This is a genomic window from Streptomyces sp. NPDC006259, from assembly GCF_042870975.1.
Classification (GTDB): Bacteria; Actinomycetota; Actinomycetes; order Streptomycetales; family Streptomycetaceae; genus Streptomyces.
In genome coordinates this window covers 107776-126660 of the sequence record NZ_JBIAHY010000002.1, presented here as the reverse complement: position 1 = coordinate 126660, position 18885 = coordinate 107776, and the positions used below count along the sequence as shown (strand labels likewise).

Sequence of the window (18885 nt, the reverse complement as noted above, 5' to 3'; positions counted from 1 at the left end):
CACCATGACCGCACTGCCTCGGAACGTACCTTCCAGCACCGATCCGCCCGCGCTCCCCGACCCTCGGGGTCTGCGGTGGCTGCGCAGCAGCTACAGCACGGGAGCCAACAACTGCGTGGAGACGGCCCGCCCGGACACCGGGCCGTGGGCCGGTCTGCTCGCCGTACGCGACTCCAAGGACCCGGCCGGGCCCGCGCTGCTCTTCTCCCCCGGGAGCTGGACGGACTTCACGGCCGCCTTCCGCTGAGCGCGGCCCGCCGACCAGCCACCGTCGAGCGGCGCACGGCCGTGTCACGCCGACTCACGGCCGCGTCTCGCCGATCACTCGTACAGCGCGTTCGATCTGGCCCTCACCGAGGTCCGCGCGGGCGGTCAGCCTCAGGCGTGAGACGCCGTCGGGCACGGAAGGAGGACGGAAGCAGCCCACGGCCAGGCCCGCCGCCCGGCAGTCCGCCGCCCAGCGCACGGCCTCCTCCGGGGACGGAGCCCGCACGGAGACGACCGCGGCGTCCGGACGCGCCGCTTCCAGACCCGCGGCCGTCAGGCGCGCGTGCAGCTCGCCCGCGACCGCACGCGCGCGTGCCGCGCGTCGCGGCTCACGGCGCAGCACCGCCAGGGCGGCCAGGGCCGCGCCCACCGCCGCCGGGGCGAGGCCGGTGTCGAAGATGAACGTCCGGGCCGTGTTGACCAGGTGGTCGATCACGCGCGCGGGGCCGAGCACGGCGCCGCCCTGACCGCCCAGCGACTTGGACAGCGTGACCGTGACGACGACGTCGTCCGCGCCCGCGAGTCCCGCCGCGTGCGGCGCGCCGCGGCCGCCCGCGCCGAGGACTCCGAGGCCGTGGGCGTCGTCGAGGACCAGCCCGGCGCCGTGCTCCCGGCACGCCTCGGCGAGGGCGGCCAGCGGGGCCGCGTCCCCGTCGACGGAGAAGACCGTGTCCGAGACCGCCACGGCCGGGCCGTCGCACGTGCCCAGGGCCTTGCGCACGGCGTCCGGGTCGGCGTGCGCGACGACCTGCGTCGTACCGCGGGCCAGCCGGCAGCCGTCGATGAGCGAGGCGTGGTTGCCCGCGTCCGAGACGATCAGGGAGCCGTGCGGGGCGAGCGCGGTGACCGCGGCGAGGTTGGCGGCGTAGCCCGAGGAGAAGACGAGGGCCGCCTCGAACCCGCAGAAGTCGGCCAGTTCCCGCTCCAGCTCGGCGTGCAGCTCGGTGGTGCCCGTCACCAGCCGCGATCCGGTCGCGCCGCCGCCCCAGGTCCGGGCGGCCCGCGCCGCGCCCTCGGTGACCTCGGGGTGGCGGGCCAGGCCCAGATAGTCGTTGCCGGCGAGGTCGAGAAGCGGCGAGTCGGCCGGACGGGGGCGCAGGGTCCGTACGAGTCCGGCGCTCCGGCGCGCCCGCGCCCGCTCGTCGATCCAGCCGAACGCCATGGCTCGTCCTCCGGGGAATTTGTAGGCAGTGGACAGACACTAGCCGCACGTCGGGTATCCCATGGTGTGGCGATACCCACACGTCGAATGCCCTCTGTTGTACGAACTCTCCCTGGCCCGCGAACGGGTCGGTAAGACAGGATCGGCTCTCATGGACCTGCTGAACACGCTGGTGGACAAGGGGCTTCGGCGCGAACTGCCGACCCGTGAAGAGGCGCTGGCCGTCCTGGCCACGTCCGACGACGACGTGCTCGACGTGGTGGCCGCGGCCGGGAAGGTACGCCGTCACTGGTTCGGGCGACGGGTGAAACTCAACTACCTCGTCAACCTGAAGTCGGGTCTGTGCCCGGAGGACTGCTCCTACTGTTCGCAGCGGCTCGGCTCCACGGCCGGGATCCTGAAGTACACCTGGCTCAAGCCCGACGAGGCCTCGAGGGCCGCCGCCGCGGGGCTGGCCGGGGGCGCCAAGCGGGTCTGCCTCGTGGCGTCCGGGCGCGGCCCGACGGACCGGGACGTCGACCGGGTGTCGGAGACCATCAAGGCGATCAAGGACCAGAACGAGGGCGTCGAGGTGTGCGCCTGCCTGGGGCTGCTCTCCGACGGTCAGGCCGAGCGGCTGCGCGAGGCGGGCGCGGACGCCTACAACCACAACCTGAACACGTCCGAGGAGACGTACGCGGACATCACGACCACCCACACGTACGCCGACCGGGTGGACACCGTGCGGAAGGCGCACACGGCCGGTCTGTCGGCCTGCTCGGGGCTGATCGCCGGCATGGGCGAGTCGGACGAGGACCTGGTCGACGTCGTCTACTCGCTGCGCGAACTGGACCCGGACTCCGTCCCGGTGAACTTCCTGATCCCGGTCGAGGGCACCCCGCTGGCCAAGGAGTGGAACCTCACCCCGCAGCGCTGCCTGCGCATCCTGGCCATGGTGCGGTTCGTCTGCCCGGACGTGGAGGTGCGCATCGCGGGCGGCCGTGAGGTCCATCTGCGCTCGATGCAGCCGCTCGCCCTGCACCTGGCCAACTCGATCTTCCTCGGCGACTACCTCACCACCGAGGGACAGGCCGGCCGGGCCGACCTCGACATGATCGCGGACGCCGGGTTCGAGGTGGAGGGCGCGGACCAGGTCACCCTGCCGGAACACCGGACCGGCGCCGGCTGCGCAGCGCACGGGGGCTGCGGCTCCCACGGGTCCGACGGCGGCTGCGGAGCGCACGAGGGCGCCGGCGGCTGCGGAGCGCACGAGGGCGCCGGCATCCGTGGGTCGGCTCCCGCCCCGCGGGGGAACGAGGCCCGTACGGATCTGGTCGCCGTCCGCCGCCGGGGCGCCGGGACGGACCTCGCGCCCAATGCCTGAGCCGGCCGTGTCCGAACTGCTGGACCTCGACCGGCGGCACGTGTGGCATCCGTACGGTCCGATGCCGGGCCGGGTGGACCCGCTCGTCGTGGAGTCGGCGAGCGGGGTGCGGCTGCGACTCGCGGACGGCTCGGGCGAGCTGGTCGACGGCATGTCGTCCTGGTGGTCGGCGATCCACGGCTACAACCACCCGGTCCTCAACGAGGCCGCGCGGGCCCAGCTCGGGCGGATGAGTCACGTGATGTTCGGCGGCCTCACCCACGAGCCCGCCGTACGGCTGGCGAAGCTGCTCGTCGACCTGTCGCCCGAAGGGCTGGAGCATGTGTTCCTCGCCGACTCGGGGTCGGTGTCGGTCGAGGTCGCCGTGAAGATGTGCCTCCAGTACTGGCGCTCGCTGGGCCGCCCCGGCAAGCGGCGGCTGCTGACCTGGCGCGGCGGCTATCACGGCGACACCTGGCAGCCGATGTCCGTGTGCGACCCCGAGGGCGGGATGCACGACCTGTGGACCGGGCTCCTGCCCCGGCAGGTCTTCGTCGGTCCGCCGCCCGCCGAGTACGACGAGACCTACGCGCGTGAGCTGCGCGCCGCGATCGGACGGCACGCCGACGAGCTGGCCGCGGTGATCGTGGAGCCGGTGGTCCAGGGCGCGGGCGGGATGCGGTTCCACTCCCCCGCGTATCTGACGGTGCTGCGCGAGGCGTGCGACGAGCATGACGTGCTGCTGGTGTTCGACGAAATCGCCACCGGCTTCGGACGTACGGGCGCGCTGTTCGCCGCCGGTCATGCCGGGGTGACCCCGGACGTGATGTGTGTCGGCAAGGCGCTGACCGGCGGGTATCTGACCATGGCCGCGGCCCTGTGCACGACGCGGGTCGCCGACGGCATCTCGCGGGGCGAGGTGCCGGTGCTGGCCCACGGTCCGACGTTCATGGGCAATCCGCTGGCCGCGGCGGTCGCCTGCGCCTCGATCGAGCTGCTCCTCGGGCAGGACTGGCTCGCGGAGGTCCGTCGGATCGAGGCGGGGCTGCGGGAGGGACTCGCCGCGGCCGCGGACCTGCCGGGCGTGAAGGACGTGCGGGTCCTCGGCGCCATCGGGGTCGTCCAGCTCGACCACGACGTGGACATGAGGGCGGCCACGGAGGCCGCCGTGCGCGAGGGCGTATGGCTGCGGCCGTTCCGCGACCTCGTCTACACGATGCCTCCGTACGTCACCGGGGACGAGGACGTGGCGCGGATCGCGCGAGCGGTGTGCGCGGCGGCACGGGAGGGATGAACATGCCGATCCTGGTGATCACGGGAACGGGCACGGAGGTCGGCAAGACCGTCACGACCGCGGCCGTCGCCGCGGCCGCGCTGGCGGCGGGCCGCTCGGTGGCCGTGCTGAAGGCCGCGCAGACCGGCGTACGGCCGGACGAGCGCGGTGACGCGGAGGAGGTCGCGCGGCTGGCGGGCGACGTCAGGGCCGCCGAACTCGCCCGCTATCCGGAGCCGTTGGCGCCGGCGACGGCGGCCCTGCGGGCGGGGATGGTGCCCGTGCGCCCGCGTGAGGTCGCCGACGCGGCGGCCAAGCTGGCCACCGAGCACGACCTGGTCCTCGTCGAGGGGGCCGGTGGGCTCCTGGTGCGGTTCGACGAGGCGGGCGGCACGCTGGCCGACGCGGCCGAGCTGCTGCGGGCGCCGGTGCTGGTGGTGGCCTCGGCGGGCCTGGGCACGCTGAACACGACCGACCTGACGGCCCGGGAACTGCGGTCGCGCGGTGTGGAGTTGCTCGGGGTGGTGATCGGCTCCTGGCCCGACTCCCCCGACCTGGCGATGCGGTGCAACGTCACCGATCTGCCGGACGTCGCCGGCGCCCCGCTGCTCGGCGCGCTGCCCGCCGGGTCCGGGGCGCTGCCCCCCGCCGAGTTCCGTAGGGCCGCGCCCGGCTGGCTCGCCTCTCGGCTGGACGGGACGTGGGAGGCGGAGACGTTCCGGAGACGGACGGAGCCCCCTGACTGGAGCTGGCCCGCGGAATCGCGCCGGGGCTAGGGCTGCTCGTGCGGATCGTGCCCGGCTCGCGGGGTCCGGCACCGCACCCGGCCACGCGGGTGACGGTCGGTGGTGCGGGGCCGGGGTAGCCGCGCGGGTGACCCTCGATGATGCGGGGCCGGGTAGCCGCGCGGGTGACCCTGGATGATGCGGGACCGAGGGTGGGGCGGGTGGTGATCTCGCGGTGCGTCGCGTCCCCTCCGGCCGCGCGGCCGGTGGCCGCTGGGCGGTCGGACGGGACTCCGGCCGGGAGCGGGCGCCGCCGTCGCCGCCGTCCGGCCCCCGGGTGGCCCCAGCCGCCGCCCGGGCCCCACGTGTCCCCACCGGTCCAGCGGCGCGCGGACCGTGCCGGCGGGGACGTCGGAGAGCCCGGAGTGCGGGGCGGGCCCGGCGCGGCGCGGGCCCGGCGCGGGGCGGGGCGGGGCGCCGAACGAGCGCGAACCTCTCGGCGCTGTCGCGGGGGCGACCGATGCCGGCGGCGGGTGCGCGGCGCGCGGGGGCACCGGCAGCGATCCGGCACTCCCCGGACAGGCTCACGACGTGATCCGGTGAGGCGGTGCGCGCATGCGTGGGTGCGACGGGCCCGTACGGGGGAGAATCCGGACAGGTCCGTCCTGCCCGGGAGGTCACCATGCCGATACGGTCCGGCGGCTCCGGCAAGGTGCCGGGTGCTCCCGTCCACCACCCGCTGTTCGCACGCTGCTACGCCCGGCTGAGCGTGACCGCGGAGACCCGCGGGGGCCTGGCCGCTCTGCGCGGCCGGCTGCTCGCGGGGCTCTCCGGCCGCGTCATCGAGATCGGCGCGGGCAACGGCCTGAACTTCGCGCACTACCCGCGCACGGTCTCGGAGGTCGTGGCGATCGAGCCGGAGCGCCTGCTGCGCAGGCTGGCGGTGGAGGCAGCCCTGCGGGCCGAGGTGCCCGTGGATGTCGCGCCGGGCGCGGCCGAGGCCCTGCCGGTCAAGAGCGAGGCCTTCGACGCGGCGGTCCTCTCGCTGGTGCTGTGCAGCGTACGGGACCTGCCGCGGGCCCTCGCCGAGGTGCGGCGGGTGCTGCGGCCCGGTGGCGAGGTGCGGTTCCTGGAGCACGGCACGGGCGGCGGCGCGGTGATGACCTTCACCCAGCGCGCCCTGGACCGGACGGTGTGGCCGCTCCTCAGCGGCGGCTGCCACCTCTCGCGCGATCCGGTGGGCGCGCTGCGCGACGCCGGGTTCGAACTCGGCCCGTACCGGCGGCTGCTGGTGCCGGAGAGGGGACCGGCTGTGCCGTCGTCGTACTGCCGGCTGGGCACGGCCTGGCGGCCGGTCGGCGACGGGAGGCCCTTCCGGGGGCGCGGCGCGGCACCCGTGTGACGGCGGTCGACGTGTCGTGGCGCGCCGTGTACGCCGCCCGCTGGAACGCCTGGCGGGCCGGGCTGCCGGTGCGCGTGGTGCGCGGCAACCTCTTCGAACCGGTACGGGCCGGCGCCGCCGCTCACAGGCTCCAGCGGCGCAGCTCCCGCGTGATGTCGTACACCGACGCCTCGCCGTTCTTGACCAGCCGGGCCAGGTCCCGGACCTGCTCGGGGGAGGTCACCACCTTCGCTCCGCTCGCCACCAGGTAGGCGTAGGCGACGGCGCACGCGAACAGCGCGTTCGACCGCTCCAGCGCCGGGACGTGCAGGAGGAGCTGGAGGAGCGATGCCGCGCGGGCGTGCGGGGAGTCGTACACGGGGACGTCGAAGATCCGGGCGTCATGGCGGGCCACCGCCGCCACCAGTGCTCCCCAGTCGCTGACCTGGGGGTCTCCGGGCGTCTTCTGTTCGGCGATCATCAGCAGCCATGCGAGGTCGATCGTGAGGTCGCTCAAGGGGTCAGCGGCGACCTTCGTGGGTGCCGCCCTCGCGGGCCGCGCCGAACTCCTCCGCGAAGACGTTCTCGTACTGCTTCATGAAGTCGGCCGCGGCCTCGACGAACGTGTTGCCCGCCTCGCCGGTGTCCTGCCTGACCAGTTCCTCGATGTAGCGGTTGACGCTCATACCGCGCGCCGTGGCGCGCTCGCGGGCGGCCTTGGCCGTGCCCTCGTCGACGCGGACGTTCAGCTGAGTCTTGGCCATACCTCGAAGCTAGCGCCGATCCGCTAGCACCGGCAAGGGCGGACGACCGCCGAAAAGGGATACCGGGTGTGTGCCGGGTCACACTACCCTCGGCCGGGACAACGGCACCGCACGTCCACGCGAGCGAGGAGACAGCCTTGTCCACACCTGCCGCGCACCACACCCCCGGTCTGGCCCCGGCCGCGCCCCTGGCCGCCCGCGCCCGGGGTCTGACGAAGGCCTACGGCTCGGGCGAGACGACCGTGCTCGCCCTGGACGCGGTGGACGTGGACGTCGTCCGCGGTCGGTTCACCGCGGTCATGGGACCCTCGGGATCCGGGAAGTCCACGCTGATGCACTGTCTGGCCGGACTCGACACCGTGTCCGCCGGTCAGGTGTGGCTGGGCGACACCGAGATCACGGGGCTGAGGGAGCGAGAGCTGACCCGGCTCCGGCGGGACCGGATCGGGTTCATGTTCCAGTCGTTCAATCTCATCCCGACGTTGAACGCCGCGGAGAACATCACCCTGCCCATGGACATCGCCGGCCGGAAACCGGACGAGAAGTGGCTGGACCAGGTGATCGACACGCTCGGCCTGCGGGACCGCCTCAAGCACCGGCCGTCCCAGCTCTCCGGCGGCCAGCAGCAGCGCGTGGCGTGCGCCCGCGCGCTCGCCTCCCGCCCGGAGCTGATCTTCGCGGACGAGCCGACCGGGAACCTCGACTCGCGCGCCGGTCTGGAGGTCCTGGCGTTCCTGCGCCAGGCGGTGGACGGCCTGGGCCAGACGGTCGTCATGGTCACCCACGACCCCGGCGCCGCGGCCCACTCCGACCTCGTGGTCTTCCTCGCGGACGGGCGGATCGTGGACGAGATCGAGCGGCCCACGCCCGAGGCGGTGCTGGAGCGCATGAAACGGTTCGACCTGGTCCGCGCCCAGGCGGTCACCGCCGTCGAGGAGGACTGAGCGGGTGCTGAGGGCGACGTTGAGGAGTTTCCTCGCGCACAAGGGCCGACTGCTGCTGTCCGCCCTCGCCGTCGTGCTGTCGGTGGCGTTCGTCGCGGGCAGCCTGATCTTCTCCGACACGGTGACGCGCACCTTCGACCGGCTCTTCGCGTCCACCTCGGCCGACGTGACGGTGGAGCCGCGGGACGACCTCGACTCCTCCGTGCCGACCGGCGCGGTCCAGACCCTGCCCGCCGCGCTCGCCGGCCGGGTGGCCGCCGTCGACGGCGTCGCCTCGGCGCACCCCGACGTGAGCGTGGAGAACGTCACGGTCGTCGACAGCGCCAACGAGTCCGTCGGACCGGTCACGGGCGCGCCCACCGTCGCCACGGACTGGTACGTCACCGACCGCAGCCCGGTGGAACTGACCTCGGGGCGCGTTCCGCGCGGCGCGGGCGAGGCCGTGCTCGACGCCGACACCGCCGGCAGGAAGCACGTGAGGACGGGCGACACGCTGACCGTGATGGCCCAGCCCGGCTCGTTCCGGGTCGAGGTCGTCGGCATCGCCACCTTCAGGACCACCAACCCCGGTGCCGCCCTCCTCTTCCTGGACCCCGAGATCGCCGCTGCCCGGCTGCTGGGCGCGGCCGACCGGGCCACCAGCATCTCCGTCGCGACGGCGCGGGGAGTGGGCGACGCCGAGCTGAAACCCCGGATCGCCGCCGCGCTCGGCTCCGGGCCCTACGACGTGCGCACCGCCGACGAGCAGGCGAAGTCGGCGGCGGAGGACCTCGGCGGGTTCCTCGACGTCATCAAGTACGTGATGCTCGGTTTCGCCGGCATCGCCGTGCTGGTGGGCGTGTTCCTGATCGTCAACACGTTCTCGATGCTGATCGCCCAGCGGACCCGCGAACTGGGGCTGCTGCGGGCCCTGGGCGCCGACCGCCGCCAGGTACGGCGCTCGGTCCTCACGGAGGCCGTGCTGCTCGGCCTGGTCGGATCCACGCTGGGCCTTGGGGCCGGCATCGGTCTGGCGGCGGCCCTGATCCGGCTCATGAGCGCCTTCGGCATGAACCTCTCCACCGCCGAGATGGTGATCGGCTGGGCCACCCCCGTCTCGGCGTACGTCGTCGGGGTCGGCGTCACCTTCGTGGCCGCCTACCTGCCGGCCCGCCGCGCGGCGACGGTGTCGCCCATGGCGGCCCTGACGGACGCGGACGGAGCCGGGGTGGGACGGCCGCTGAAGGCGCGCGCGGTGGTCGGAGCCGTCGTGGGGACCCTGGGCGCGGCCGCCCTGGTGGGCTGCGCGACCGCGTCCGGGACCGCGTCCGCGGCCTCCCTGCTGGGTCTCGGCGTCGTCCTCACCCTGGTCGCGACGGTCGTGGCGGGCCCGTTGCTCGTCCGCCCGGTGATCCGGGTGCTGGGCGGGGCCTTCCCGGCCCTGTTCGGTCCGATCGGCCGGATGAGCCAGCGCAACGCCCTGCGCAACCCGCGCCGCACCGGCGCCACGGCGGCCGCGCTGATGGTGGGTCTGGCCCTGGTCGGAGGCATGTCGGTGGCGAGCGCCTCGATGTCGGACTCCTTCGACCGGCAGATCGACGAGACGCTCGGTGCCGACTTCGTGATCCAGAACGCCAACCTCACCCCCTTCTCCCAGGAGGTCACCGACCGGGTCCGCGCCACCGACGGCGTCGGCCTCGTCGTGCGGCAGCGGTTCGCACCGCTCGCCGTACGGCTGCCGGACGGCGAGCGGATCCGGACGACGGCCGCCGGATACGACGGCCAGGTCGACGAGGTCGCCCACGTGACGTACGCGCGCGGGAGCGCGGCCGCGGCACTGGCGGACGGGGCGCTCGGCATGGACGTCGACTTCGCCGAGGAGCACGGCGTACGGGTCGGCAGCGTGGTGCCCGTCGAGTTCCCCGGCCGGCGGAGCGCTTCCTTCCGGGTGGGCGCGCTCACCGACCAGGACACCGCCGAGGGCTTCGGCATGCGGGGCGGCCTGTTCTTCGGCATCGCCACCGTCGAGACGTACGTGCCGGGCGGCCAGGACTCCGCCCTGTACGTCAACGCGGCCGGCGGCACGGACGCGGACCGGCTGCGGACCCGGCTGGAGCGGACGCTCGATCCGTATCCGCAGGTGCAGGCGCGCGACCAGGCGGACTACAAGGACCTGGTGCACGATCAGATCGCCGTGCTGCTGTACCTGGTGTACGCGCTGCTCGGCCTGGCGATCGTGATCGCGGTGCTCGGCGTGGTCAACACGCTGGCGCTGTCGGTGGTCGAGCGGACCCGGGAGATCGGGCTGCTGCGGGCGATCGGGCTGTCCCGGCGGCAGTTGCGCCGGATGGTTCGGCTGGAGTCGGTGGTGATCGCGGTGTTCGGCGCGGTCCTGGGGCTGGCGCTGGGGCTGTTCTGGGGCGTGTGCGCCCAGCGGGTGCTGGCCTTGCAGGGCATGAAGGTGCTGGCGATCCCGTGGGGCACGATCGTCGCCGTCGTCGTGGGCTCCGCCGTGGTCGGGGTGGTTGCCGCGCTGCTGCCGGCGCTGCGGGCCTCGCGGATGAACGTGCTGGCGGCCATCGCGCACGAGTGACGCGGGGCGCGGCGGGGCCATGGCGCACTAGTGACGCGGGGCGCGGCAGGGCCATGGCGCACGAGTGACGCGGGGCGCGGCAAGGCGGGCGCCGCCAGGCCATGCCACTCGCCGCGAGACGGGCACGGCGAAACGGGCGCCGCAAGGCCACGCCACTTGCCGCGAGGCGGGCACGACGGGTGCGGCAAGGCCGTGCCACTCCCGGGGATCGGCACGACGGCCGGGAGGCCGGTGGTGGTCCGCCCGGTGTCAACGGGGACGATGGCCGTCCGGATGCTGGAATCCGACTCCGGGACGGACCCCGCGTGATGGGATCGGCCCATGTCTGATCTGCGTATACGGGCCGCGACGTCCGACGACCTCGACACCGTGCTGGCCTTCTGGAAGACGGCCGCCGAGGGGACGAGCATCAGCGACGACAGGGAGGGCGTGGAGCGGCTCGTCCGCCGCGACCCCGGGGCGCTGATCGTGGCGGAGCGCGACGGTGAACTGGTGGGCACGGTGATCGCCGGGTTCGACGGCTGGCGCTGCCACCTCTACCGGCTGGCGGCGCACCCGTCGTACCGCCGTCAGGGCATCGGCTCGGCGCTGCTCGCCGCCGCGGAGGAGCGGTTCGTCCGCCTCGGCGGGCGGCGCGCCGACGCGATGGTGCTGACGCGCAACGAGACCGCCCATCATGCGTGGCGCGCGGCGGGGTACACGCCCGAGGAGAAGTGGCGGCGCTGGGTGAAGCCGCTGTCCGGGTGAGCCGGCGGTGCCGGGCTCGGCCGGGCCCGGCACCCACCACCCTTTGCCGGTCCTTTACCCTTGGGGGACCGTACACACGTACGGTCCCTTCATCCGCACGGGTCCCATCCGTACGGATGCCTCATCGCTTCACCGAGTTCACGAAAGGTGTGAGCCTCCGCCCATGGGCGAGCCTCCCAGTCCCCGCCGTCGCGCGATCCTCCCCGCCCTGCCCGATCATGGGACGGAGGTGAACCGGTGATGGAACTGCTCCTGTTGTTGGTGGCGATCCTGCTGTCGCTCGCGTGCGGTGCCTTCGTCGCCGCGGAGTTCTCGCTGACCACGGTCGAACGCGGCGAGCTGGAGCGGGCCGTCGAGCGCGGCGAGCGCGGCGCGGCCGGCGCTCTCAAGGCCGTCCGCAACCTCACCTTCCAGCTCTCCGGCGCCCAGCTGGGCATCACCGTCACCAACCTGGTCGTCGGCATGCTCGCCGAGCCGTCGATCGCCAAGCTGATCTCCGGCCCGCTGGAGTCGCTGGGCCTGTCGAGCACCGCGGCGAGTTCCGTCGCCCTGGTGCTGGGCACGGCGATGTCCACGGTGTTCCTGATGGTCGTCGGCGAACTCGTGCCCAAGAACTGGGCGATCTCCACCCCGCTGGTCATGGCCAAGCGGGTGGGCAACGCGCAGCGCTGGTTCAGCGCCGCCTTCCGGCCGTTCATCAGCCACCTCAACAACACGGCGAACCTGGTCGTACGCCGCTTCGGCCTGGAGCCCGCCGAGGAACTGGCCTCCGCCCGCGGCCCCCAGGAGCTGGCGGCACTGGCCCGCCACTCGGCCCGGCAGGGCGCGCTGGAGGCGGACACCGCCGAGCTGTTCGTGCGCACCCTGAACCTGGCCGACCTGACCGCGGAGAACGTGATGACCCCCCGCGTCCAGGTCATCGCCCTCGAAGCCCAGGCGACCTGCGAGGACGTGGCGAACGCGACCCGGGCGACGGGCCTGTCCCGGTTCCCCGTGTACCGCGGCGGCCTGGACACCGTCGTCGGCACCGCGCACATCAAGGACGTCCTGGCCGTGCCGGCGGAGCACCGCGCGCGCGTGCCCGTCGCCGAGCTGATGCGCGAACCTCTCCTGGTCCCCGAGTCCCTCACCGTGGACCGGCTGCTCGACCGGCTCTCCGGCAAGCGGACGATGGCCGTGGTCATCGACGAGTACGGCGGTACGGCGGGCGTGGCGACCCTGGAGGACATCGTCGAGGAGGTCGTCGGCGAGGTCCGTGACGAGCACGACCCGCACGAGACGCCGGACCTGGCCCGCGCGGGCACCGACGACGAGGGCCGCCAGACGTACTCCGCCGACGGCGCCGCCCGCACCGACCAGCTCGCACGCGTGGGGCTGTACGTCCCCGAGGGCCCGTACGAGACCCTCGCCGGTCTGGTCGCCACCGAGCTGGGCCGTATCCCGGCCGCCGGCGACAGTCTGGACGTGGCCGGCTGGCGCATGGAGGTCGTCGACGCCTCCGGGCGCCGCGCCGCGCGCGTGCTGCTGCACGCCCCGCTCACCCAGGACCACGTGGAAGGGGCGGACAAGTGACCGCCGTCCAACTGCTCATCGGCCTGGCGACCCTGGTCGTCAACGCCTTCTTCGTCGGCGCGGAGTTCGCGCTGATTTCCGTGCGCCGCTCCCAGATCGAGCCGTACGCCGAGCAGGGCGACCGGCGGGCCAAGAGCGTGCTGTGGGGCCTGGAGCACGTGTCCGCGCTGCTGGCGGCCGCGCAGCTCGGCATCACGCTGTGCACCCTGGTCCTCGGTGTGGTCGCCGAACCGGCCATCGCCCACCTGCTGGAGCCCGTGTTCCACGCGGTCGGCGTTCCCGAGGGCGCGGGCCATGTGGTGTCGTTCGTGATCGCGCTGACCTTGGCGACGTATCTGCACATGCTGCTCGGCGAGATGGTGCCGAAGAACATCGCGCTCGCCGAGCCGGTGCGCAGCGCACTGCTGCTCGGACCGCCGCTGGTCACGCTCTCCCGCGCGCTGCGACCGGTGATCTTCACGATCAACGCCTTCGCCAACGGCCTGCTGAAGCTGCTGCGGATCGAGACGAAGGACGAGGTCACGGCCTCCTTCTCGGACGCGGAACTGGCGCAGATCGTCCGCGACGCCGGGGAGGCGGGCCTGCTCGACGACCGCGCGCAGGAGCGCCTGCACGACGCGCTGGAGCTGGGCCGCCGCCCCGTGCGGGACGTCGTCCTGCCGCTGGAACGCGTCGTCTACGCGCGCGTGGGCGTCACCCCGGAGGAGCTGGAGCGGCTCGGCGCCGAGTCCGGGTTCTCCCGCTTTCCCGTGGTGGACGAGGGACGCCGGATCGTGGGCTACCTGCACGTGAAGGACGCGCTGGACGCCTCGCCGCGCGACGAGCCGTTCCGGGTGCGTGACCTGCGGCCCATCGCCCGGGTGCGGGAGACGACACCGCTGGACGACGTCCTCACCGCGATGCGCGGCAGCCGCACGCATCTGGCGGCCGCGCTCGGCTCCGACGGGCGCCTCGCCGGGCTGGTCACCATGGAGGACGTGCTGCGGGAGCTGTTCGGGCAGCGGACCTGAGACCGTGCGGCGGGGGTGACCGACCGCTGGGTATGGCGTGCGGGTTACCATCGCTGACGCCATGCAGACGAACATCACTCCCCCGTACTCCAGCCTGGTCGCGGTCGGCGACTCCTTCACCGAGGGCATGTCGGACCTGCTGCCCGACGGCACCTACCGGGGCTGGGCGGACCTCCTCGCGGGCCGGATGGCCGCGCACACACCCGGTTTCCGGTACGCCAACCTGGCGGTGCGCGGCAAACTGATCGGCCAGATCGTCGAGGAGCAGGTGCCGGTCGCGGCCACCATGGGCGCCGACGTCATCACCCTGGTCGGCGGCCTCAACGACACCCTGCGCCCCAAGTGCGACATGGTGCGGGTGCGGGACCTGCTGACCGAGGCCGTGGAGCGGCTGGCCCCGTCCTGCAAGCAGCTCGTGCTGATGCGCAGCCCCGGCAGGCAGGGCCCGGTGCTGGAACGGTTCCGGCCGCGCATGGAGGAGCTGTTCGCCTGCGTCGACGGTCTCGCCGCCCGGCACGGCGCGCTGGTCGTCGACCTGTACGGCGCCCCGTCCCTGGGCGACCCGCGGATGTGGGACGTGGACCGGCTGCACCTGACGGCGGAGGGCCACCGCCGGGTCGCCGAGGCGGTCTGGCAGGGCCTGGGCCACGACCCGAAGGACACCGGGTGGCGGGAGCCCATACCCGCGACGGTGCCGCCGGCCTGGGTCGCGCGGCGGGTGGCCGACGCCCGGTTCGCACGCCGGTACCTGCTGCCGTGGATCGCCCGCCGCCTCACCGGCCGTTCCTCCGGCGACGGCCTGCCGCCGAAGCGCCCCGACCTGCTGCCCTACGAGGGACCACTGGGGTAAGCGCGCGTGAGCCGCGTCTCGTAGGTTCCGCCGAACGCCGGCGTGGCACCGGCCTGCACGAATCGCCAGTAGAATCCGTACACGTGACTTCCGCTCCCGCCAAGCCCCGCATCCCCAACGTTCTCGCCGGACGCTACGCCTCCGCCGAGCTGGCCACGCTCTGGTCGCCCGAGCAGAAGGTGAAGCTGGAGCGTCAGCTCTGGCTCGCCGTGCTGCGGGCCCAGAAGGATCTCGGGATCGAGGTGCCGGACGCGGCGATCGCCGACTACGAGCGTGTCCTCGACCAGGTCGACCTGGCCTCCATCGCCGAGCGCGAGAAGGTCACGCGGCACGACGTGAAGGCGCGGATCGAGGAGTTCAACGACCTCGCCGGGCACGAGCAGGTCCACAAGGGCATGACGTCCCGCGACCTCACGGAGAACGTCGAGCAGCTCCAGATCCGGCTGTCGCTGGAGCTGGTCCGCGACCGCACGGTGGCCGTGCTGGCGCGGCTGGGCAGGCTGGCGGGCGAGTACGGCGAGCTGGTCATGGCCGGCCGCTCGCACAACGTGGCCGCCCAGGCCACCACGCTGGGCAAGCGCTTCGCGACGGCGGCCGACGAGCTGCTCGTGGCCTACGGGCGGGTCGAGGAACTGCTCGGCCGCTACCCGCTGCGCGGCATCAAGGGCCCGGTGGGCACCGCCCAGGACATGCTCGACCTGCTCGGCGGGGACGCGGGAAAGCTGGCGGAGCTGGAGCAGCGGATCGCCGGGCACCTCGGCTTCTCGCAGGCGTTCACCTCGGTCGGCCAGGTGTACCCGCGTTCGCTGGACTACGAGGTCGTGACCGCGCTGGTGCAGCTGGCGGCGGCACCGTCCTCGCTCGCCAAGACGATCCGGCTGATGGCCGGACACGAGCTGGTGACCGAGGGCTTCAAGCCGGGCCAGGTCGGCTCGTCCGCGATGCCGCACAAGATGAACACCCGTTCCTGCGAGCGCGTCAACGGCCTCATGGTCGTCCTGCGCGGCTACGCGTCGATGACCGGCGAGCTGGCGGGCGACCAGTGGAACGAGGGCGACGTGTCCTGCTCGGTGGTGCGCCGGATCGCGCTGCCGGACGCCTTCTTCGCGCTGGACGGTCTGCTGGAGACGTTCCTGACGGTGCTCGACGAGTTCGGGGCCTTCCCGGCCGTCGTCGCCCGTGAGCTGGACCGCTACCTGCCGTTCCTCGCCACCACCAAGGTGCTGATGGGCGCGGTGCGTGCGGGTGTGGGCCGGGAGCTGGCGCACGAGGCGATCAAGGAGAACGCCGTCGCCTCCGCGCTGGCCATGCGCGAGCGGGGCGCGGAGCGCAACGAGCTGCTGGACAAGCTCGCCGCGGACGAACGCATCCCGCTGGACCGTGCGCAGCTGGACGTGCTGATGGCCGACAAGCTGTCCTTCACGGGTGCCGCCGCCGACCAGGTGGCCGTCGTGGTGGGCCGGATCGAGGAGATCGTGAAGCAGCGGCCGGAGGCCGCCGGTTACACGCCGGGGGCGATCCTCTGACCCGCTTCACCCAGGCGGAGCTGGAGGCCGCCCGCGACCGACTCGTGCCGGATGTCGTCGCGGGCGGCCTGCGCGTGCTCTTCTGCGGCATCAACCCCGGCCTGATGACGGCGGCGACCGGCCATCACTTCGCCCGGCCGGGCAACCGCTTCTGGCCGGTGCTGCATCTGTCCGGGTTCACTCCCCGGCTGCTGAAACCGGCCGAGCAGCGGGAGCTGCTGTCGTACGGCCTGGGCATCACCAATGTGGTGGCGCGGGCGACTGCGCGGGCCGACGAGCTGACGGCGGAGGAGTACCGCGAGGGCGGCCGGCTGCTCCGGGAGAAGGTGGCCGGGCTGGGGCCGCGCTGGCTGGCGGTGGTGGGTGTGACCGCGTACCGGGTGGCGTTCGACGACCGTGCCGCCCGGGTGGGGCCGCAGGAGCGGACGGTCGGGGACACGCGGGTGTGGGTGCTGCCGAACCCCAGTGGGCTGAACGCCCATTGGACGGCGGCGACGATGGCGGAGGAGTACGCGCGGCTGCGGGTGGCGGCCGAGGAGTGACTCGAGGCTGTGCGGCGGACCGACTCGTGGCTGTGCGGCGCGGACGGACCGCCGGTCAGGGCGGGTCGGTCTCGGTGACGAGCAGGAGGAGCCGTATCTCGTCGGCGCTGTCCATGTCGGCGACGCCGAGGACCGCCCAACGGCCGTGTCCGGGCAGCTCCCACAGGTACGCGTCCTCCACGAGGAGGCTGAACCCGGCCCAGGGTTCGGGTATCTCCTCGTGCGCGGTGCGCAGGCGGATCGTCTGGAGGCCGACGCGGTAGGGCTCGCCCCATCGCTCGGTCAGTCTCCCCGCCAGGACCTCCTTGTCGTCGTGGAACCGCTCCACCTGGGCGACGCGCAGCGCCGGGTCGGCCTGCCGCAGGCCGTGGCTCACCGCCAACGGCGCCAGGAGGAAGCCGGGACCGCCCTCGCCGGCGTCCGAGCCGTCGTCCTCGGCGGGAAACTCCCGGGAAGACAGCACGTCCGCGAGAGCGAGGTACTTCTCCGTGTCCATGTGATCCAGTAAAGCCGCGACCACTGACAATTGGCGCCCCGTCAGGGAGGCGGCCGGCTCAGGCGTCCCGGCGGCGCACCCGCCACGCGCCCGCCGCGAGGGCCGCCGCCGTCCACAGGGCGGTCACGGTCAGGCCGGTCCACGGTCCCAGGCTGCCCTCCCAGCTGCCGTGGAGGGCGACTTGGCCGGCTCGGTCGGGGAGGAAGTCGGCGACGGAGCCGGACATGTCACCGACCACGAACGACACGATGAGCAGGAACGGGATGAGGATGCCCAGCGCGGCCACCCCGCTGCGCAGAACGGCCGTCAGGCCGGCCGCGAGCAGGGCCATCAGCGTGAGGTAGAGCCCGCAGCCGACGGCCGCGCGCAGCCCTTCGGCCGTGCCGAACGTCGTGGCCCGCCCGCCGAGCACCGCACGGCCCACGGCCCAGCTCAGCAGGCCGGTGGCCAGGCCGACGGCCAGGACGGGCAGGGCGATCGCGGTGGCCTTGGCGGCGAACCAGCGGCCGCGGCGCGGGACCGCGGTCAGGGACACGCCCAGCGCGCCGCCCTGGAACTCGGCCGCCACCGCCGTCGTCCCGAAGGCGACCGCCGCGATCTGTCCGAAGCCGACGCCGAAGAAGGCGGTGAACAGCGCGTCGGCGTCGGCAGCGTCGGCGTCGGCAGCGGCGAGCAGGGAGAGGGCGACGGTGGCGAGGAGGACCGCGCACAGGGTGGCCACCTGCGACCGCAGCGTACGGATCTTGATCCACTCGGCGTGGAGTGCGGGCGTGAACTTCATGGTCGGACCTCCCGGGGAGCGGCCGCGAACTCGGCCTCGGTGGCTGTGAGGTCGAGGTACGCCTGTTCCAGGGTGCCTTCCTCGGCGGTCAGTTCGAGCAGCGGGACGTTCGCCTCGGACGCGAGGCGGCCGATGTCGTCCACGCGCGCGTGGTCCACCGTCCAGTGCCCCTCGTCGTGGGCGATCCCCACGTGACCGTGCCGGGCGAGGGCCTTCCCCAACGCGGCGGGGTCGGAGGTGCGGACCCTCACGCGGGGTCGCACACGCGCGTCGATGAAGTCCCGCATGGGGGTGTCGGCCAGCAGGCGGCCCCGGCCGAGGACGACGAGATGGTCGGCGAAGGAGGCCGTCTCGTTCATCAGGTGGCTGCTGACCAGGACGGTGCGTCCCTCGCCGGCGAGCCGGCGCAGCAGCCCGCGGATCCAGACGATGCCTTCGGGGTCGAGGCCGTTGGACGGCTCGTCGAGGAGCACCACCTCCGGGTCACCGAGCAGGGCGGCGGCGATGCCCAGCCGTTGCCGCATGCCGAGGGAGTACGTCTTCACCCGGCGGCGCGCGGCGGGCGCGAGCCCGGTCTCCTCCAGCACCTCGTCGACCCGGCGGACGGGGACGCGGTTGGTCGCGGCGAGGGCGCGCAGATGGTCGCGGCCGGTGCGGGAGCCGTGCGGGGCCTGCGCGTCGAGCAACGCGCCGACGTGGCGCAGGGGTTCGGGCAGCGTCGCGTAGGGGCGGCCGCCGATCGTGGCGGTTCCCGAGGTGGGCCGGCACAGGCCCAGGACGAGACGCAGGGTGGTGGACTTGCCCGCGCCGTTGGGGCCGAGGAAACCGGTGACGCGGCCGGGCAGGACGGAGAAGGTGAGCCGGTCCACGGCCCGCCGGGGGCCGAACTCCTTGGTGAGGTCGCGGACGTCGATGCTGGTCATGGCTCCAC

19 protein-coding genes are annotated in these 18885 nt (G+C 73.6%); 13 read left to right on the top strand and 6 right to left on the bottom strand.

All coding sequences use genetic code 11. The features are described 5' to 3' along the window. Positions 1–4 precede the first annotated feature (4 nt). The gene (locus tag ACFYO5_RS06745) at positions 5–247 is read left to right on the top strand and encodes a DUF397 domain-containing protein (protein ID WP_356562899.1); all 243 of its coding nucleotides are present in this window, start codon (positions 5–7) and stop codon (positions 245–247) included. Positions 248–301: 54 nt separating this feature from the next. Here the strand turns inward: ACFYO5_RS06745 and ACFYO5_RS06740 are convergent, their stop codons facing one another. After that, a complete protein-coding gene (locus ACFYO5_RS06740; protein WP_356562897.1) occupies positions 302–1429 on the bottom strand; it encodes an 8-amino-7-oxononanoate synthase in 1128 nt (375 codons plus the stop codon). 151 nt (positions 1430–1580) lie between these two features. On the opposite strand from ACFYO5_RS06740, the gene bioB reads away from it, so the two are divergent. From bioB to ACFYO5_RS06720, 4 genes are all read left to right on the top strand, one after another. After that, a complete protein-coding gene (bioB, locus tag ACFYO5_RS06735) occupies positions 1581–2792 on the top strand; it encodes a biotin synthase BioB (RefSeq protein ID WP_388705026.1) in 1212 nt (403 codons plus the stop codon). After that, positions 2785–4065 carry an adenosylmethionine--8-amino-7-oxononanoate transaminase gene (locus ACFYO5_RS06730; protein WP_388705024.1) on the top strand — a complete coding sequence of 427 codons (1281 nt, stop codon included), beginning with the start codon at positions 2785–2787 and terminating at the stop codon, positions 4063–4065. Before bioB ends, ACFYO5_RS06730 begins: the two co-directional genes overlap by 8 nt. 2 nt (positions 4066–4067) lie before the next feature. Beyond that, on the top strand, positions 4068–4820 hold the full coding sequence (gene bioD / locus ACFYO5_RS06725) for a dethiobiotin synthase (protein WP_356563164.1): 753 nt from the start codon (positions 4068–4070) through the stop codon (positions 4818–4820). A 631-nt stretch (positions 4821–5451) separates the two neighbouring features. Then, positions 5452–6171 carry a class I SAM-dependent methyltransferase gene (locus ACFYO5_RS06720; RefSeq protein WP_388705021.1) on the top strand — a complete coding sequence of 240 codons (720 nt, stop codon included), beginning with the start codon at positions 5452–5454 and terminating at the stop codon, positions 6169–6171. 121 nt (positions 6172–6292) lie between these two features. On the opposite strand, the gene ACFYO5_RS06715 is transcribed toward ACFYO5_RS06720, so the two are convergent. Together ACFYO5_RS06715 and ACFYO5_RS06710 are read right to left on the bottom strand one after the other, a co-directional pair. After that, positions 6293–6667, bottom strand: a complete 375-nt coding sequence (locus ACFYO5_RS06715; RefSeq protein WP_356562889.1) for a fic family toxin-antitoxin system, toxin component — start codon at positions 6665–6667, stop codon at positions 6293–6295. Between the two features lie 4 nt (positions 6668–6671). Beyond that, complete coding sequence (locus tag ACFYO5_RS06710; RefSeq protein WP_388705017.1) at positions 6672–6914, bottom strand: toxin-antitoxin system HicB family antitoxin; 243 nt, start codon at positions 6912–6914, stop codon at positions 6672–6674. A 137-nt stretch (positions 6915–7051) separates the two neighbouring features. Here ACFYO5_RS06710 and ACFYO5_RS06705 point away from each other — a divergent pair, with 137 nt between their 5' ends. The 8 genes from ACFYO5_RS06705 (at position 7052) to mug (ending at position 16677) form a co-directional block, all read left to right on the top strand. Then, complete coding sequence (locus ACFYO5_RS06705; protein ID WP_388705014.1) at positions 7052–7858, top strand: ABC transporter ATP-binding protein; 807 nt, start codon at positions 7052–7054, stop codon at positions 7856–7858. A gap of 4 nt (positions 7859–7862) precedes the next feature. Next, positions 7863–10430, top strand: coding sequence for an ABC transporter permease (locus ACFYO5_RS06700; RefSeq protein WP_388705011.1), 2568 nt, complete (start codon positions 7863–7865; stop codon positions 10428–10430). A 321-nt stretch (positions 10431–10751) separates the two neighbouring features. Further along, positions 10752–11177 (top strand): GNAT family N-acetyltransferase, encoded by a 426-nt coding sequence (locus ACFYO5_RS06695; RefSeq protein ID WP_356562882.1) that lies wholly within the window; start codon positions 10752–10754, stop codon positions 11175–11177. Between the two features lie 237 nt (positions 11178–11414). Further along, the gene (locus ACFYO5_RS06690; protein ID WP_388705008.1) at positions 11415–12749 is read left to right on the top strand and encodes a hemolysin family protein; all 1335 of its coding nucleotides are present in this window, start codon (positions 11415–11417) and stop codon (positions 12747–12749) included. Further along, entirely contained in the window at positions 12746–13759 is a 1014-nt protein-coding gene (locus ACFYO5_RS06685) for a hemolysin family protein (protein ID WP_356562878.1), read from the top strand. Before ACFYO5_RS06690 ends, ACFYO5_RS06685 begins: the two co-directional genes overlap by 4 nt. A 61-nt stretch (positions 13760–13820) precedes the next feature. Next, a complete protein-coding gene (locus ACFYO5_RS06680) occupies positions 13821–14609 on the top strand; it encodes an SGNH/GDSL hydrolase family protein (protein ID WP_388705004.1) in 789 nt (262 codons plus the stop codon). 83 nt (positions 14610–14692) lie between these two features. Further along, positions 14693–16135 carry an adenylosuccinate lyase gene (gene purB, locus ACFYO5_RS06675; RefSeq protein WP_356562875.1) on the top strand — a complete coding sequence of 481 codons (1443 nt, stop codon included), beginning with the start codon at positions 14693–14695 and terminating at the stop codon, positions 16133–16135. Next, entirely contained in the window at positions 16132–16677 is a 546-nt protein-coding gene (mug, locus tag ACFYO5_RS06670; RefSeq protein WP_388707095.1) for a G/U mismatch-specific DNA glycosylase, read from the top strand. Before purB ends, mug begins: the two co-directional genes overlap by 4 nt. A 55-nt stretch (positions 16678–16732) precedes the next feature. Here the strand turns inward: mug and ACFYO5_RS06665 are convergent, their stop codons facing one another. Genes ACFYO5_RS06665 through ACFYO5_RS06655 form a run of 3 tightly spaced genes read right to left on the bottom strand, consistent with a single transcriptional unit; the run spans position 16733 to position 18877 of the window. Further along, positions 16733–17173 carry a hypothetical protein gene (locus ACFYO5_RS06665; RefSeq protein ID WP_388705001.1) on the bottom strand — a complete coding sequence of 147 codons (441 nt, stop codon included), beginning with the start codon at positions 17171–17173 and terminating at the stop codon, positions 16733–16735. A gap of 58 nt (positions 17174–17231) precedes the next feature. Further along, positions 17232–17954, bottom strand: a complete 723-nt coding sequence (locus tag ACFYO5_RS06660) for an ABC transporter permease (RefSeq protein WP_388704998.1) — start codon at positions 17952–17954, stop codon at positions 17232–17234. Next, positions 17951–18877 carry an ABC transporter ATP-binding protein gene (locus tag ACFYO5_RS06655; protein WP_388704995.1) on the bottom strand — a complete coding sequence of 309 codons (927 nt, stop codon included), beginning with the start codon at positions 18875–18877 and terminating at the stop codon, positions 17951–17953. Before ACFYO5_RS06655 ends, ACFYO5_RS06660 begins: the two co-directional genes overlap by 4 nt. Positions 18878–18885: the final 8 nt, after the last annotated feature.